General features: G+C 69.9%; 13 protein-coding genes. 11 read left to right on the forward strand and 2 right to left on the reverse strand.

The genetic code is table 11. From position 1 onward, the window contains the following. The first annotated feature begins 156 nt into the window (after window positions 1-156). The 5 genes from yajC to AB0G52_RS01595 all read left to right on the forward strand — a co-directional run bounded on the left by yajC (window position 157) and on the right by AB0G52_RS01595 (window position 7,037). The gene (yajC, locus tag AB0G52_RS01575; protein WP_132889262.1) at window positions 157-684 is read left to right on the forward strand and encodes a preprotein translocase subunit YajC; all 528 of its coding nucleotides are present in this window, start codon (window positions 157-159) and stop codon (window positions 682-684) included. A 144-nt stretch (window positions 685-828) separates the two neighbouring features. Next, window positions 829-2,616 (forward strand): protein translocase subunit SecD, encoded by a 1,788-nt coding sequence (gene secD, locus AB0G52_RS01580; protein ID WP_207921738.1) that lies wholly within the window; start codon window positions 829-831, stop codon window positions 2,614-2,616. A gap of 3 nt (window positions 2,617-2,619) precedes the next feature. Further along, on the forward strand, window positions 2,620-3,726 hold the full coding sequence (gene secF / locus AB0G52_RS01585; RefSeq protein ID WP_132889265.1) for a protein translocase subunit SecF: 1,107 nt from the start codon (window positions 2,620-2,622) through the stop codon (window positions 3,724-3,726). Next, complete coding sequence (locus AB0G52_RS01590; RefSeq protein ID WP_132889266.1) at window positions 3,723-4,262, forward strand: adenine phosphoribosyltransferase; 540 nt, start codon at window positions 3,723-3,725, stop codon at window positions 4,260-4,262. Before secF ends, AB0G52_RS01590 begins: the two co-directional genes overlap by 4 nt. Before the next feature lie 234 nt (window positions 4,263-4,496). After that, the gene (locus tag AB0G52_RS01595; protein WP_132889267.1) at window positions 4,497-7,037 is read left to right on the forward strand and encodes a bifunctional (p)ppGpp synthetase/guanosine-3',5'-bis(diphosphate) 3'-pyrophosphohydrolase; all 2,541 of its coding nucleotides are present in this window, start codon (window positions 4,497-4,499) and stop codon (window positions 7,035-7,037) included. A 93-nt stretch (window positions 7,038-7,130) separates the two neighbouring features. On the opposite strand, the gene AB0G52_RS01600 is transcribed toward AB0G52_RS01595, so the two are convergent. Further along, window positions 7,131-8,360 carry a DUF349 domain-containing protein gene (locus AB0G52_RS01600; RefSeq protein ID WP_132889268.1) on the reverse strand — a complete coding sequence of 410 codons (1,230 nt, stop codon included), beginning with the start codon at window positions 8,358-8,360 and terminating at the stop codon, window positions 7,131-7,133. A 135-nt stretch (window positions 8,361-8,495) separates the two neighbouring features. After that, the gene (locus AB0G52_RS01605) at window positions 8,496-9,320 is read right to left on the reverse strand and encodes a peptidylprolyl isomerase (protein ID WP_132889269.1); all 825 of its coding nucleotides are present in this window, start codon (window positions 9,318-9,320) and stop codon (window positions 8,496-8,498) included. A gap of 178 nt (window positions 9,321-9,498) precedes the next feature. Here AB0G52_RS01605 and AB0G52_RS01610 point away from each other — a divergent pair, with 178 nt between their 5' ends. The 6 genes from AB0G52_RS01610 (at window position 9,499) to AB0G52_RS01635 (ending at window position 15,436) form a co-directional block, all read left to right on the forward strand. Further along, a complete protein-coding gene (locus AB0G52_RS01610; protein ID WP_132889270.1) occupies window positions 9,499-10,209 on the forward strand; it encodes an MBL fold metallo-hydrolase in 711 nt (236 codons plus the stop codon). 13 nt (window positions 10,210-10,222) lie between these two features. Continuing rightward, a complete protein-coding gene (hisS, locus tag AB0G52_RS01615) occupies window positions 10,223-11,485 on the forward strand; it encodes a histidine--tRNA ligase (RefSeq protein WP_361332705.1) in 1,263 nt (420 codons plus the stop codon). 329 nt (window positions 11,486-11,814) lie between these two features. Continuing rightward, window positions 11,815-12,471, forward strand: coding sequence for a vitamin K epoxide reductase family protein (locus AB0G52_RS01620; protein WP_132889272.1), 657 nt, complete (start codon window positions 11,815-11,817; stop codon window positions 12,469-12,471). 43 nt (window positions 12,472-12,514) lie between these two features. Next, entirely contained in the window at window positions 12,515-13,870 is a 1,356-nt protein-coding gene (locus tag AB0G52_RS01625) for a replication-associated recombination protein A (protein WP_132889273.1), read from the forward strand. Window positions 13,871-14,178: 308 nt separating this feature from the next. Further along, window positions 14,179-14,793, forward strand: coding sequence for a 30S ribosomal protein S4 (gene rpsD, locus AB0G52_RS01630; RefSeq protein ID WP_046726586.1), 615 nt, complete (start codon window positions 14,179-14,181; stop codon window positions 14,791-14,793). Between the two features lie 202 nt (window positions 14,794-14,995). After that, a complete protein-coding gene (locus AB0G52_RS01635; RefSeq protein WP_089103241.1) occupies window positions 14,996-15,436 on the forward strand; it encodes a DUF948 domain-containing protein in 441 nt (146 codons plus the stop codon). Window positions 15,437-15,448: the final 12 nt, after the last annotated feature.

Consider the following 15,448-nt stretch of genomic DNA (forward strand, 5'->3'; position numbering starts at 1 on the left):
TTGGCGAGGGCAGGAACCCAGGTGCCATGCTGAGCGTTGTTCCATGCGCGCGGACTCGCTTAGACTCCGCCGATGCCGCCTTTGCGGGCGGCGCCGAGCACACCCCCATCATCCAGGCCGCTCACCGCCGCGGCTGTGCGAAGGAAACCCCGTCCCGTGAATAGCTTGCCTCTTCTCGTGTTCATCGTCCTCATCGCGGCCATGTTCCTGATGACGCGTTCCACCAGGAAGCGCCAGCAGCAGGCCAACCAGATGCGGAACGAGATCCAGCCCGGAAACGGTGTCCGCACGATCGGGGGCATGTACGCGACGGTCAAGGAAGTCAGCGAGGACACCGTCCTCCTCGACGCCGGCCCGGGTGTCGAGCTTCTCTTCGCGAAGAACGCGATCGGCGCCGTTCTCACGGACGACGAGTACAACCGCATCGTGCACGGTATCGAGCACGACCTGAAGTCCGACTCCGACGTCGTCCCGGACGACGCCTCCTCCCTCACCGAGACCGACGACGAGCCTGCCGACGCTGCCGCCGCCTCCGACGACAAGGCCGTCGACCTCGGGAAGAAGGACGCGGCCGAGGACGGCGTCGCGGAGACCGCCGAGGCCAAGGCCGACGAGGCCGGGACCACCGAGGCGAAGGCGGGCGAAGAGCCGAAGAAGACCGACGGCGACTCCGACGCGAAGTAGCCGCGCCCCGGGGAGCGGTGCGCGCACCACGCGCGCACCTCGCACCCCGGGCGCGTCTGTCTCCCGTACGGGATCCCGACACCATGTCATGGCCGACCGCGCCGCCGACCAGGCGCACGGCGGCCCGAGAGGGAGTACGAGAAGGTGGCAGCACCTAAGAGGGGCCGGAGCGCGAGCGCCCAGAGCAGGCCAGGGCGCTCGCTGGCCCTCATCCTGATCGCCATCGTGGCGCTGACCGGAGGGATGTTCGCCTCCGGGAACACCACGCCGCGTCTCGGCATCGACCTGGCCGGTGGTACGAGCATCACGCTCCAGGCGCACAACGAGCCGGGCCAGCCGAACGCGATCAACAAGGCCAACATGAACACCGCGGTCGAGATCATGAACCGCCGTGTCAACGGCCTCGGTGTGTCCGAGGCGGAGGTGCAGACCCAGGGGACGAGCAACATCATCGTCAACATCCCCAAGGGCACCAACTCCGAGGAGGCCCGCCAGCAGGTCGGCACCACCGCCAAGCTGTACTTCCGCCCGGTCCTGGCCAGCGAGGCCAGCGCCGGTGCCGCGCCGAGCGCCTCTCCGAGCGCGTCCTCCAGCGGCAGCTCCAGCGCCTCCCCGAGCGCCTCCCCGTCGAGCAGCGCTTCCCAGAAGGCGACCGGGTCGTCCTCCGCGTCCCCGTCGTCCTCCGCCACCTCCCAGGGCCGCGCCGTCACCGACGCCCTGAAGGCCGACTCGACGCCGTCCCCCTCGGCGAGCGCCTCCTCCTCGGCCAAGGCGTCCGCGAGCCCCTCCGCCTCCTCCTCGGCCTCCGCGGCGGCCTCCAAGCTGCAGGCCGAGTACGCCGCGCTGGACTGCTCCAAGAAGTCGGCTCAGACCACCGCCGGCAAGGCCGCCAAGCCCACCGACCCCACCGTGGCCTGCGGCAAGATCTCCGGTGTCTGGTACAAGTACGTGCTCGGGCCGGCCGCCGTCGACGGCACCGAGGTCAAGAAGGCCCAGGCCGTCTACGACACGCAGACCGCCGCCGGCTGGCAGGTCCAGATGACCTTCACCGGCAGCGGATCCAAGAAGTTCGCGGACGTCACCGCCCAGCTGGCCAAGAACCAGCAGCCGCAGAACGAGTTCGGCATCGTCCTGGACGGCCAGGTCGTCTCCAGCCCGTACGTCAGCCAGTCCATCACCGGCGGCCAGGCCGAGATCTCGGGCAGATTCACCCAGACGGAGGCCCAGAGCCTCGCCAACATGCTGTCGTACGGCGCGCTCCCGCTCTCCTTCAAGGAGCAGAGCGTCACCACCGTGACCGCCGCGCTCGGCGGCGAGCAGCTGCACGCGGGTCTGATCGCGGGCGCGATCGGCCTGGCCCTGGTCATCATCTATCTGCTGGCCTTCTACCGCGGCCTGTCGGTCGTGGCGATCCCGTCGCTGATGGTGTCCGCGATCCTCACGTACGTGATCATGGCGCTGCTCGGCCCCGCGATCCACTTCGCGCTGAACCTGCCGGCCGTCTGCGGTGCGATCGTCGCGATCGGTATCACGGCGGACTCGTTCATCGTGTTCTTCGAACGCATCCGGGACGAGATCCGCGAGGGCCGCACGCTGCGTCCCGCCGTCGAGCGGGCCTGGCCGCGGGCCCGGCGCACCATCCTGGTCTCCGACTTCGTGTCGTTCCTGGCCGCGGCCGTGCTCTTCATCGTGACCGTCGGCAAGGTCCAGGGCTTCGCGTTCACGCTCGGTCTGACGACCGTGCTCGACGTGGTGGTCGTCTTCTTCTTCACCAAGCCGCTCATGACGATCCTCGCCAGGCGCCCGTTCTTCGCGAACGGCCACAAGTGGTCCGGGCTCGACCCGAAGGGCCTGGGCGCCAAGCCCCCGCTGCGCCGCACCCGCCGTCCCGCCGGCCCCGCCGCCGGCCCTGTCGACCCGAAGGAAGCGTGAGCGATGTCGAAACTCGGCAACCTCGGCGCCCGACTCCACCGCGGCGAGATCAGCTACGACTTCGTCGGCAAGCGCAAGATCTGGTACGGCGTCTCCATCCTGATCACCATCACGGCCATCCTCGGCCTGGCGGTGCGCGGCCTGAACATGGGCATCGACTTCCAGGGCGGCGCCGTCTTCACCACCGGGAAGACCAGCGTCTCGGTGTCCCAGGCGGAGACCTACGCGAAGGAGGCCTCCGGCCACGACGCGGTCGTGCAGAAGCTCGGCACGGGCGGTCTGCGCATCCAGATCGCGGGCATGGACACCACGAAGTCGGACGCGGCCAAGGTCGCGCTGGCCAAGGACATGAACGTGGACCCCGAGTCCATCGCCGCCGACCTGGTCGGGCCCAGCTGGGGTGACGAGATCGCCAACAAGGCCTGGGAGGGCCTCGCGATCTTCATGATCCTCGTGGTGGTCTACCTGGCGATCGCCTTCGAGTGGCGCATGGCCGTCGCGGCCCTGGTCGCGCTGATCCACGACATCACCATCACGACCGGTATCTACGCCCTGGTCGGCTTCGAGGTCACGCCCGGTACGGTCATCGGTCTGCTGACGATCCTCGGCTACTCGCTCTACGACACGGTCGTCGTCTTCGACAGCCTCAAGGAGCAGACCAAGGACATCACCAAGCAGACCCGCTTCACCTACAGCGACATCGCCAACCAGTCGATCAACGGCACCCTGGTCCGTTCGATCAACACCACGGTCGTCGCGCTGCTCCCGGTCGCCGGTCTGCTGTTCATCGGCGGCGGCTTCCTCGGCGCGGGCACGCTCAACGACATCTCGCTGTCGCTGTTCGTCGGCCTCGCCGCCGGTGCCTACTCGTCGATCTTCATCGCCACGCCGCTCGTCGCCGACCTCAAGGAGATGGAGCCGCAGATGAAGGCGCTGCGCAAGCGCGTGCTCGCCAAGCGGGCGCAGGCCTCCGCCGAGGAGGAACTGGCCGGGGCCCGGGGCGCCGGCGAGGACCCGGAGGACACCGCACCGGCCGTCGTCGGCCCGCGCAACCAGCCGGCGTCCCGCACCCGCGGCAGCCGCGGCCGTCCCTCCGGGAAGCGCCGATGAGCGACCTCAAGGAGCTGCTGCTCAGCCGCATCCGGGACGTCGAGGACTACCCGGAGGAGGGCGTGATGTTCAAGGACATCACGCCGCTGCTGGCCGACGCGGCCGCGTTCACCGCGCTCACCGACGCCCTCGCCGGGATCGCCGCGCGCACCGGCGCCACCAAGATCGTCGGCCTGGAGGCCCGGGGCTTCATCCTGGGCTCCCCGGTCGCCGTCCGCGCCGGCCTCGGCTTCATCCCGGTCCGCAAGGCGGGCAAGCTTCCCGGGGCCACCCTGCGCCAGGCCTACGAGCTGGAGTACGGCTCCGCGGAGATCGAGGTGCACGCCGAGGACATCGGCGCGGACGACCGGATCCTGATCGTCGACGACGTGCTGGCCACCGGCGGCACCGCCGAGGCCTCGATCGAGCTGATCCACCGCGCGGGCGCCGAGGTCGCGGGCGTCGCGGTCCTCATGGAGCTGACCTTCCTGAGCGGCCGGGCCCGCCTGGAGGCAGCGCTCAGGGGCGCGCCCCTGGAGGCCATACTCACCGTCTGAGCAGAGTTCCGGGAACGAGACAGCCCCGGGTGCCGGCCTCGAGTCCGCACCCGGGGCTGTTCCTTGGGCATCGGCATGGCTGCACATACGGAAGCCGGGAATCCGGCGGGCGCCCTCCGCGTTGACGTCCGGGCGGCCGTTCGGACGGGCTCCGCACGTTCGGGGGCGGCCGGATCGCTACCATGGTTGTCCGGGGCCTGACTGGGGGACCCGGATCGCGCACGAGGAGTCCTCTTGCCAGACGAGGCCCAGCACCTGACCGCCGCCAAGCCCGAGCCCGCCTCGGCAGCCGCGGCCAAGCCCGCGCCGAACACACCGCACGCGAAGAACGACGCCCGCGGGCCGGTGGAGCACGCCCAGTCCGCGCCCGTCGACAAGTCGGCCGAGCAGTCGCGTCCCAAGCCGGTCCCGGCCGAGCGCCCCGAGGCGCCGCCCACGGCCCGTCCCAACACCGGCACGCCCTCGCGCACCGGCTCCTCCAACCGCGTCCGCGCCCGTCTGGCCAGGCTCGGCGTGCAGCGCGCCAATCCGTACAACCCGGTCCTGGAACCCTTGCTGCGCATAGTCCGCAGCAACGACCCCAAGATCGAGAACGCGACGCTGCGCCAGATCGAGCGCGCCTACCAGGTCGCCGAGCGCTGGCACCGCGGCCAGAAGCGCAAGAGCGGCGACCCGTACATCACGCACCCGCTGGCGGTCACCACGATCCTCGCCGAGCTGGGCATGGACCCGGCGACCCTGATGGCGGGCCTGCTGCACGACACCGTCGAGGACACCGAGTACGGCCTGGAGGACCTGCGCCGGGACTTCGGCGACGTGGTCGCGCTGCTCGTCGACGGCGTCACCAAGCTCGACAAGGTCAAGTTCGGTGAGGCCGCGCAGGCGGAGACCGTACGCAAGATGGTCGTCGCGATGGCCAAGGACCCGCGCGTCCTGGTCATCAAGCTCGCCGACCGGCTGCACAACATGCGGACCATGCGCTACCTCAAGCGCGAGAAGCAGGAGAAGAAGGCGCGCGAGACCCTGGAGATCTACGCGCCGCTCGCCCACCGCCTGGGCATGAACACCATCAAGTGGGAGCTGGAGGACCTCGCGTTCGCGATCCTCTACCCCAAGATGTACGACGAGATCGTCCGGCTGGTCGCCGAGCGGGCGCCCAAGCGCGACGAGTACCTGGCCATAGTGACCGACGAGGTCCAGTCCGACCTGCGCGCCGCCCGTATCAAGGCGACCGTCACCGGCCGGCCGAAGCACTACTACAGCGTCTACCAGAAGATGATCGTCCGCGGCCGGGACTTCGCGGAGATCTACGACCTGGTCGGCATCCGCGTCCTGGTGGACACCGTCCGCGACTGCTACGCGGCCCTGGGTACGGTCCACGCGCGCTGGAACCCCGTTCCCGGGCGCTTCAAGGACTACATCGCGATGCCCAAGTTCAACATGTACCAGTCGCTGCACACGACGGTCATCGGCCCCAACGGCAAGCCGGTCGAGCTCCAGATCCGCACGTTCGACATGCACCGCCGCGCCGAGTACGGCATCGCCGCGCACTGGAAGTACAAGCAGGAGGCGGTCGCCGGCGCCTCCAAGGTCCGCACCGACGTGCCGAAGTCGTCCGGCAAGGGCAAGGACGACCACCTCAACGACATGGCCTGGCTGCGGCAGCTGCTGGACTGGCAGAAGGAGACCGAGGACCCCAGCGAGTTCCTGGAGTCCCTGCGCTTCGACCTGTCCCGCAACGAGGTCTTCGTCTTCACCCCCAAGGGCGACGTCATAGCGCTCCCGGCCGGCGCCACCCCGGTGGACTTCGCGTACGCGGTGCACACCGAGGTCGGCCACCGCACCATAGGAGCGCGGGTCAACGGCAGGCTCGTGCCGCTCGAATCGACCCTCGACAACGGCGATCTGGTGGAGGTCTTCACCTCCAAGGCGCCCGGTGCCGGCCCCTCCCGCGACTGGCTCGGCTTCGTCAAGTCGCCCCGCGCCCGCAACAAGATCCGGGGCTGGTTCTCCAAGGAGCGCCGGGACGAGGCGATCGAGCAGGGCAAGGACGCCATCGTCCGCGCGATGCGCAAGCAGAACCTGCCGATCCAGCGCATCCTCACCGGCGACTCGCTGGTCACACTCGCGCACGAGATGCGCTACCCGGACATCTCCTCGCTGTACGCGGCGATCGGCGAGGGCCACGTGGCCGCGCAGAACGTCGTGCAGAAGCTGGTGCAGGCACTCGGCGGCGAGGAGGCGGCCACCGAGGAGATCGACGAGGCGGTACCGCCGAGCCGCGGCCGCCGCAGCAAGCGCCGCAGCAGCCAGGACCCCGGCGTGGTCGTGAAGGGCGTCGACGACGTCTGGGTCAAGCTGGCCCGCTGCTGCACCCCGGTTCCCGGCGACCCGATCATCGGGTTCGTCACGCGCGGCAGCGGCGTCTCGGTCCACCGCAGCGACTGCGTCAACGTGGAGTCGCTGTCACGTGAGCCCGAGCGCATCCTCGACGTCGAGTGGGCGCCCACCCAGTCCTCGGTCTTCCTGGTCGCCATCCAGGTCGAGGCGCTGGACCGCTCCCGGCTGCTCTCGGACGTCACCCGCGTCCTGTCCGACCAGCACGTCAACATCCTCTCCGCGGCCGTCCAGACCTCCCGCGACCGGGTGGCCACCTCCCGCTTCACCTTCGAGATGGGCGACCCCAAGCACCTGGGTCACGTCCTGAAGGCGGTACGCGGCGTGGAGGGCGTCTACGACGTCTACCGGGTGACGTCGGCGCGCACCCGCTCCTAGCGGGCGGGCGCGACACGACGAGAAGGACGAGAGGGGCCCCGTACGCCGCGTACGGGGCCCCTCCCGGTGTCGTCGTGCTCCTCGTCGGGCTTCCTAGCCGCCGAACTCCTGGAGGCCCTTGAGAGCCTGGTCCAGGAGCGCCTGGCGCCCCTCCAGCTCGCGCTCCAGCTTCTCCGCCTTCGACGTGTTGCCCTGGGCGCGCGCCTGCTCGATCCCCGCCTTCAGCTTGTCCACGGCGGCCTGCAGCTGACCGGTCAGACCCGCGGCACGCGCGCGTGCCTCCGGGTTGGTCCGGCGCCACTCGGCCTCCTCGGCCTCCTGGATGGCCCGGTCGACCGTGTGCATCCGGCCCTCGACCTTGGGACGGGCGTCCCGCGGCACATGACCGATCGCCTCCCAGCGCTCGTTGATCGAACGGAAGGCGGACCGCGCCGCCTTCAGGTCGGTGATCGGCAGCAGCTTCTCGGCCTCGGCGGCCAGTTCCTCCTTGAGCTTCAGGTTCTCGGTCTGCTCCGCGTCGCGTTCGGCGAAGGCCGAGCCGCGAGCCGCGAAGAACACGTCCTGGGCGCCGCGGAAGCGGTTCCACAGGTCGTCCTCGTGCTCGCGCTGAGCGCGGCCCGCGGCCTTCCACTCGGCCATCAGCTCGCGGTAGCGCGCCGCCGTCGGACCCCAGTCCGTCGAACCGGACAGCGACTCCGCCTCGGCGACCAGCTTCTCCTTCGCCTTGCGGGCGTCCTCGCGCTGCGCGTCGAGTTGCGCGAAGTGCGCCTTGCGCCGCTTGGAGAACGCCGACCGGGCGTGCGAGAAGCGGTGCCACAGCTCGTCGTCCGACTTGCGGTCCAGACGCGGCAGGCCCTTCCAGGTGTCCACCAGGGCCCGCAGCCGCTCACCGGCGGCCCGCCACTGGTCGGACTGGGCCAGCTGCTCCGCCTCGACGACCAGGTCCTCCTTGGCCTGCCGGGCCTCGTCGGACTGCTTGGCACGCTGCGCGCGGCGCTCCTCGCGACGCGACTCGACGGTCTTCACCAGCTCGGCGAGCCGGGTGCGCAGCGCCTCCAGATCACCGACCGCGTGGTGCGCCTCCACCTGCTCGCGCAGATGGTCGATCGCGGCCTGGGCGTCCTTCGCGGACAGGTCGGTGGTCTTCACTCGCTTTTCGAGGAGGCCGATCTCGACAACCAGGCCCTCGTACTTGCGCTCGAAGTAGGCCAGCGCCTCCTCGGGGGAGCCGGCCTGCCAGGAACCGACGACCTGCTCGCCGTCGGCCGTACGCACGTACACGGTCCCCGTCTCGTCGACGCGGCCCCACGGGTCGCTGCTCACAGCGCCTCCTCCACATGATGCCTGCGAAGGGCCTCAGCGCCCCCGGGCATCGTCCACAGTTTCGTCACGGCCAACATAGGCGACCGGCGGGTGGCCTGTCCGCATCCCGCGCGACCGAAATTTCGCAGTTGGTGGTCAGGATTTGGTGACCGTGGCCTTGTTGATCACGACCGTCGCGTTCGGCGCTCCGTCGCCCTGACCGGTGCTCTCGCCCGCCGCGGCGATCTTCTTCAGAACCTTCATCCCGGCCGCGTCGATCGTGCCGAACGGGGTGTAGCTGGGCGGCAACTGACTGTCCTGGTACACGAGGAAGAACTGGCTGCCGCCGGTGTGCTTCTGACCGGTGTTGGCCATGGCGACCGTACCCGCCGGGTAGACACCGCCCTTCAGGCTTTTGTCCTTCAGGTTCTCGTCGGGGATCGTGTACCCCGGGCCGCCGCTGCCGGTCCCCGTGGGGTCGCCGCACTGCAGCACGTAGATGCCGTTGGTGGTGAGCCGGTGGCACTTCGTGTGGTCGAAGAAGCCCTTCCCGGCCAGGAAGTCGAACGAGTTCACCGTGTGCGGGGCCGCCGACGTCTTCAGCGCGATGCCGATGTCACCGCACGTCGTCGCCAGCTTCATGGTGTAGCCGGCGGACGTGTCGATCGACATCGCCGGCTCCTTCTTCCAGCTCAGCTTCTTCACCGAGCCGGCCGCCGGCTTCGCGCAGGGGTCCGGTGCCTTGCTGGGCGAGGCGGAGGCGCTGGGCGTCGTCTCCGAGCTGGCGTTCGCCTTGTCGTCGTTGTTCTTCAGCACTCCGGTCGTGTACAGCGCCACACTGCCGATCACGATCACGCCGAGCACCGACGCGATCACGGAGTTGCGCATGCGCGCCCTGCGTCGCGCGCTGGTGCGCCGCTGCTGCTGCCGCAAGAACTTCTCCCGGGCGAGCTGACGCCGCCGCTGCTCCTGGCTGACCACCGGGTTCTCTCCTCATGCGTGTCGAATGCCGACCGGTACGCGTGCGTGCTGTGCGTCGTGTGAGCCGACCACTGCGTGTAGCCCCGTACCGTATATGGGTTCGCTGAGGAAACGGCAGCGCCGGTAGGCTCTGGACCACAGCTGGTAGCCGCCCGAATCGACACAACGAAGGACGATCGTGCTCATTGCCGGGTTCCCCGCCGGGGCCTGGGGGACGAACTGTTATCTCGTCGCCCCTGCCGCCGGTGAGGAGTGCGTGATCATCGACCCCGGCCACCAGGCCGCCGAGGGCGTCGAGGAAGCGCTGAAGAAGCATCGGCTCAAACCCGTCGCCGTCGTCCTCACCCACGGCCACATCGACCACGTGGCCTCGGTCGTCCCCGTGTGCGGAGCGCACGACGTACCGGCCTGGATCCACCCCGAGGACCGCTACATGATGAGCGACCCCGAGAAGGCGCTCGGCCGGTCCATCGGGATGCCGCTCATGGGCGAGCTCACGGTGGGGGAGCCGGACGAGGTCTTCGAACTGACCGACGGCGCGCGGCTGGAGCTGGCCGGACTCGGATTCTCCGTCGCGCACGCGCCGGGCCATACCAAGGGGTCGGTGACCTTCCAGATGCCGGAGACGGCCGAGATCCCCTCGGTCTTCTTCTCGGGCGATCTGCTCTTCGCCGGCTCCATCGGACGCACGGACCTGCCGGGCGGCTCCATGGACGACATGCTGGCCTCGCTGGCCCGTGTCTGCCTGCCGCTCGACGACTCCACCGTGGTGCTGTCCGGCCACGGCCCCCAGACGACCATCGGCCAGGAGCGCGCCACCAACCCGTATCTGCGGCAGGTGGCCGCCGACGGCCAGGGAGCACCCCGGGCTCCCCGACGAGGAATGTGACGAGAGACCTTCCGTGAGCACCTTTCAGGCCCCCAAGGGCACGTACGACCTGATCCCGCCGGACAGCGCCAAGTACCTGGCCGTCCGCGAGGCGATCGCCGCCCCGCTGCGCACCTCCGGCTACGGCTACATCGAGACGCCCGGTTTCGAGAACGTCGAGCTGTTCGCGCGCGGGGTCGGCGAGTCCACCGACATCGTCACCAAGGAGATGTACGCCTTCGAGACCAAGGGGGGCGACAGGCTGGCCCTGCGCCCGGAGGGCACCGCCTCCGTCCTGCGCGCCGCCCTGGAGGCCAACCTCCACAAGACGGGCAACCTCCCCGTCAAGCTCTGGTACTCCGGCTCGTACTACCGCTACGAGCGCCCCCAGAAGGGCCGTTACCGCCACTTCTCCCAGGTCGGCGCCGAGGCGATCGGCGCCGAGGACCCCGCCCTGGACGCCGAGCTGATCATCCTGGCCGACCAGGCGTACCGCTCGCTGGGCCTGAGCAACTTCCGCATCCTGCTCAACAGCCTCGGGGACAAGGAGTGCCGGCCGGTGTACCGTGCGGCCCTGCAGGACTTCCTGCGCGGCCTCGACCTCGACGAGGACACCCTGCGCCGGGCGGAGATCAACCCCCTGCGCGTCCTCGACGACAAGCGCGAGTCGGTCCAGAAGCAGCTGGGCGACGCGCCCCTCCTGCGGGACTACCTGTGCGACGCGTGCAAGGCGTACCACGAGGAGGTCCGCGAGCTGATCACGGCGGCCGGCGTCGCGTTCGAGGACGACCCGAAGCTGGTCCGCGGCCTGGACTACTACACGCGGACGACCTTCGAGTTCGTCCACGACGGTCTGGGCTCGCAGTCGGCGGTGGGCGGCGGCGGCCGGTACGACGGCCTCTCCGAGATGATCGGCGGCCCCGCGCTGCCGTCGGTGGGCTGGGCCCTCGGCGTCGACCGCACGGTCCTCGCCCTGGAGGCCGAGGGCGTGGAACTGGACATCCCGTCCGCGACCAGCGTCTTCGCGGTACCGCTCGGCGAGGAGGCCCGCCGGGTCCTCTTCGCGAAGGTCACGGAGCTGCGCCGGGTCGGTGTCGCGGCGGACTTCTCCTACGGCGGCAAGGGCCTCAAGGGCGCCATGAAGAACGCCAACCGCAGCGGGGCCCGCTACGCGATCGTCGCCGGCGAACGCGACCTCGCGGAGGGCGTCGTCCAGTTGAAGGACATGGAGTCCGGGGAGCAGACGGCGGTGGGCGTGAACGAGATCGTGGCCGAACTGGAGTCGAGGCTGGGCTAGCGGGACGGGCCGGCCGGTCGACTCGCCTGACATCGGGCGCAGTTGGCCGGCACGGCAACGGCGTGGCCGCCTCGGCCTCCGGACCGGCCGGGCCGGCGACCTGGTCCGGGGCGTGCGGCCGCTGTCTCGGGGACCGTCAACGTGGCGGGTGCCGATTCGCCCTGCCAGGCGATTCGCCGACCCGGGGCCCGCCACCGGCCGGAACCGAGCCGTTCGGGACGATCGTGCGTACTTCCTTATGTCCATCGAACGGTGGACAGGACGCCTTGTGCGGCACAATGGCCCCTGCCCGAAGAAGTTCCAACTCTCAAACACACGGAATCGGCGTGATGAGCAAGACGACAGTCAAGGACGTCTCCACGGAACCCGAGCCCGAGAACGCCTCCGCAGCACCGCGCACGGAGGGCGGCAGTCCGGCCTTCGCCCTGCTGCTGATCATCACCGGCGCCGCCGGGCTGCTGGCCGCGTGGGTCATCACGATCGACAAGTTCAAGCTGCTGGAAGCCAAGGTCGAGGGCAAGACCTTCACCCCCGGGTGCAGCCTCAACCCGGTCGTCTCCTGCGGCAGCGTCATGGAGTCCAAGCAGGCCGCCGCCTTCGGCTTCCCGAACCCGATGCTCGGCCTCGTCTGCTACGGCATCGTCATCTGCGTCGGCATGAGCCTGCTGGCCCGCGCCCGCTTCCCCCGCTGGTACTGGCTGACCTTCAACTTCGGCACGCTCTTCGGGGTGGCTTTCTGCACCTGGCTGCAGTTCCAGTCCCTGTACCGGATCAACGCGCTGTGCCTGTGGTGCTCGCTGGCCTGGGTCGCCACGATCACCATGTTCTGGTACGTGACGTCCTTCAACGTCCGCAAGGGCTTCCTGCCGGCCCCGAACTGGCTGAAGTCGTTCTTCGGCGAGTTCACCTGGGTGCTGCCGGTCGTGCACGTCGGCATCATCGGCATGCTGATCCTGACCCGCTGGTGGGACTTCTGGACCAGCTGACGGCCCCGGCGGGATTGTCAGTGCCGTGATTTAGGGTTTCAGCGTGGAACCCGACCTGTTCACCGCCGCCGCAGAAGAACGCCAGGAGAAGGACCCCGCCGGCAGTCCCCTGGCGGTGCGCATGCGCCCGCGCACCCTCGACGAGGTGGTGGGCCAGCAACACCTCCTGAAGCCGGGATCCCCGTTGCGCAGACTGGTCGGCGAGGGGTCCGGCGGCCCGGCGGGACCGTCCTCCGTGCTCCTCTGGGGTCCGCCCGGCACCGGCAAGACGACCCTCGCGTACGTCGTCTCCAAAGCCACCGACAAGCGGTTCGTGGAGCTCTCGGCGATCACCGCCGGCGTCAAGGAGGTCCGCGCGGTCATCGACGGCGCCCGCCGCGCCACCGGGGGATACGGCAAGGAGACCGTCCTCTTCCTGGACGAGATCCACCGCTTCAGCAAGGCCCAGCAGGACTCCCTGCTCCCCGCGGTCGAGAACCGGTGGGTCACCCTGATCGCGGCCACCACCGAGAACCCGTACTTCTCGGTGATCTCCCCGCTCCTGTCCCGCTCCCTGCTCCTGACTCTCGAACCACTCACGGACGACGACGTCCGCGGCCTGCTGCGCCGGGCGCTCACCGACGAACGCGGCCTCAAGGGCGCCGTCACCCTCCCCGAGGACACCGAGGAGCACCTGCTGCGGATCGCCGGCGGCGACGCCCGCCGTGCCCTGACCGCCCTGGAGGCCGCCGCCGGAGCAGCCCTCGACAAGGACGAGACGCAGATCGCGCTCCGCACCCTGGAGGAGGTCGTGGACCGGGCCGCGGTCACGTACGACCGCGACGGCGACCAGCACTACGACGTCGCCAGCGCCCTCATCAAGTCCATCAGGGGCTCCGACGTCGACGCGGCCCTGCACTACCTGGCCCGGATGATCGAGGCCGGCGAGGACCCCCGCTTCATCGCCCGCCGCCTGATGATCTCGGCCAGCGAGGACATCGGCCTCGCCGACCCGAACGCCCTGCCCATAGCCGTGGCCGCCGCCCAGGCCGTCGCCATGATCGGCTTCCCCGAGGCGGCCCTCACCCTCAGCCACGCCACCATCGCCCTCGCCCTGGCCCCCAAGTCCAACTCCGCCACCACCGCGATCGGCGCCGCCCTGGAGGACGTCCGCAAGGGACTGGCCGGACAGGTGCCCCCGCACCTGCGCGACGGCCACTACAAGGGCGCGGCCAAGCTGGGGCACGCCCAGGGGTACGTGTACCCGCACGACCTGCCCGAGGGCATCGCCGAGCAGCAGTACGCCCCGGACACCGTCAAGGACCGCGAGTACTACACCCCGACCCGGCACGGCTCCGAGGCGCGCTACGCCGACGCCGTCGAGTGGACCAGGAAGCACCTCGGTCGCAGGCGGTCCTGAGCAGCCTGTAGACTGCCCCGAAGTGCCGAGTTCCGCGCAGTCAGAGCGGGACAACCGGCCGGAACCCCCGCAAGGGGGCTCCAGGAGCGTCGCGCACCGTCGAACGGTGTCGCGGGCAGCCCACCACCTTCCGTCGGGCACAGACGACGGTACCGGTCGGTGGGCCACTCGCGTGCTGCACGTATGTGCCCAGACCAGGGGAGCGGCTGCCCACCAGGCCCGGCAACGGGCTCCGGCGGGATTCCCCGGCTGCGGATTGCGACCTCCCTCAACCCTGACAAGCCGAATACCAAAGGAAGAAAGAGACAGTGGCGAACCAGTCCCGCCCCAAGGTCAAGAAGTCGCGTGCCCTCGGCATCGCGCTCACCCCGAAGGCCGTCAAGTACTTCGAGGCCCGTCCCTACCCGCCGGGTGAGCACGGCCGTGGCCGCAAGCAGAACTCGGACTACAAGGTCCGTCTGCTGGAGAAGCAGCGTCTGCGCGCGCAGTACGACATCTCCGAGCGCCAGCTGGTCCGCGCCTACGAGCGTGCCTCCAAGGTGCAGGGCAAGACCGGTGAGGCCCTGATCGTCGAGCTGGAGCGCCGCCTCGACGCGCTGGTCCTGCGTTCGGGCATCGCCCGCACCATCTACCAGGCCCGCCAGATGGTCGTCCACGGCCACATCCAGGTCAACGGCCAGAAGACCGACAAGCCGTCCTTCCGGGTCCGCCCGGACGACGTCGTGCAGGTCCGCGACCGTTCCAAGGACAAGACGCTCTTCCAGGTCGCCCGTGAGGGTGGCTTCGCCCCCGACGGCGAGACCCCCCGCTACCTGCAGGTGAACCTCAAGGCCCTGGCGTTCCGCCTGGACCGCGAGCCGAACCGCAAGGAAGTTCCGGTCATCTGCGACGAGCAGCTCGTCGTCGAGTACTACGCCCGCTGATCCCAGCCCCGGCGTAGCACCTCAGCGTCAGCCCGCCGTCTCCCCGCCCTCCAGGGCGGACGAGGCGGCGGGCTTTCGCATGCCGGTACCGTCCCGCCGGCGGATCGGCGACCAGCGCGCGGTAATCCGGTACGGAGCCGCATGCCCGGCGCGATAGGCTCGGTGCAGACTTTCAGACGTTCAGGCACGTTTCAGGGAGCGGGTGCGCGCAGTGTCCGGTGGAGAGGTGGCCGGGATCCTGGTGGCCGTCTTCTGGGCGATCCTGGTCTCCTTCCTCGCGGTGGCTCTCGTGAGGCTGGCCCAGACGCTCAAGGCGACCACCAAGCTCGTGGCGGACGTGACCGACCAGGCCGTCCCGCTGCTCGCCGACGCGTCCGCGGCCGTACGCTCCGCGCAGACCCAGATCGACCGGGTCGACGCGATCGCCTCCGACGTCCAGGAGGTCACGTCCAACGCCTCCGCGCTGTCCACCACCGTCGCCTCCACCTTCGGCGGCCCGCTGGTCAAGGTGGCGGCCTTCGGCTACGGCGTGCGCCGGGCGCTGGCCGGCCGCAAGGCGGACGTGCCCGTGAAGGAGCCCAGGCGTACCGTGATCGTGGGCCGGACCGTGCCCGCCGCACGGCGGAAGAACCGGGGAAAGTAGGAGCCAGACCAC

The organism is Streptomyces sp. NPDC021562, assembly GCF_040640875.1.
GTDB lineage: Bacteria > Actinomycetota > Actinomycetes > Streptomycetales > Streptomycetaceae > Streptomyces.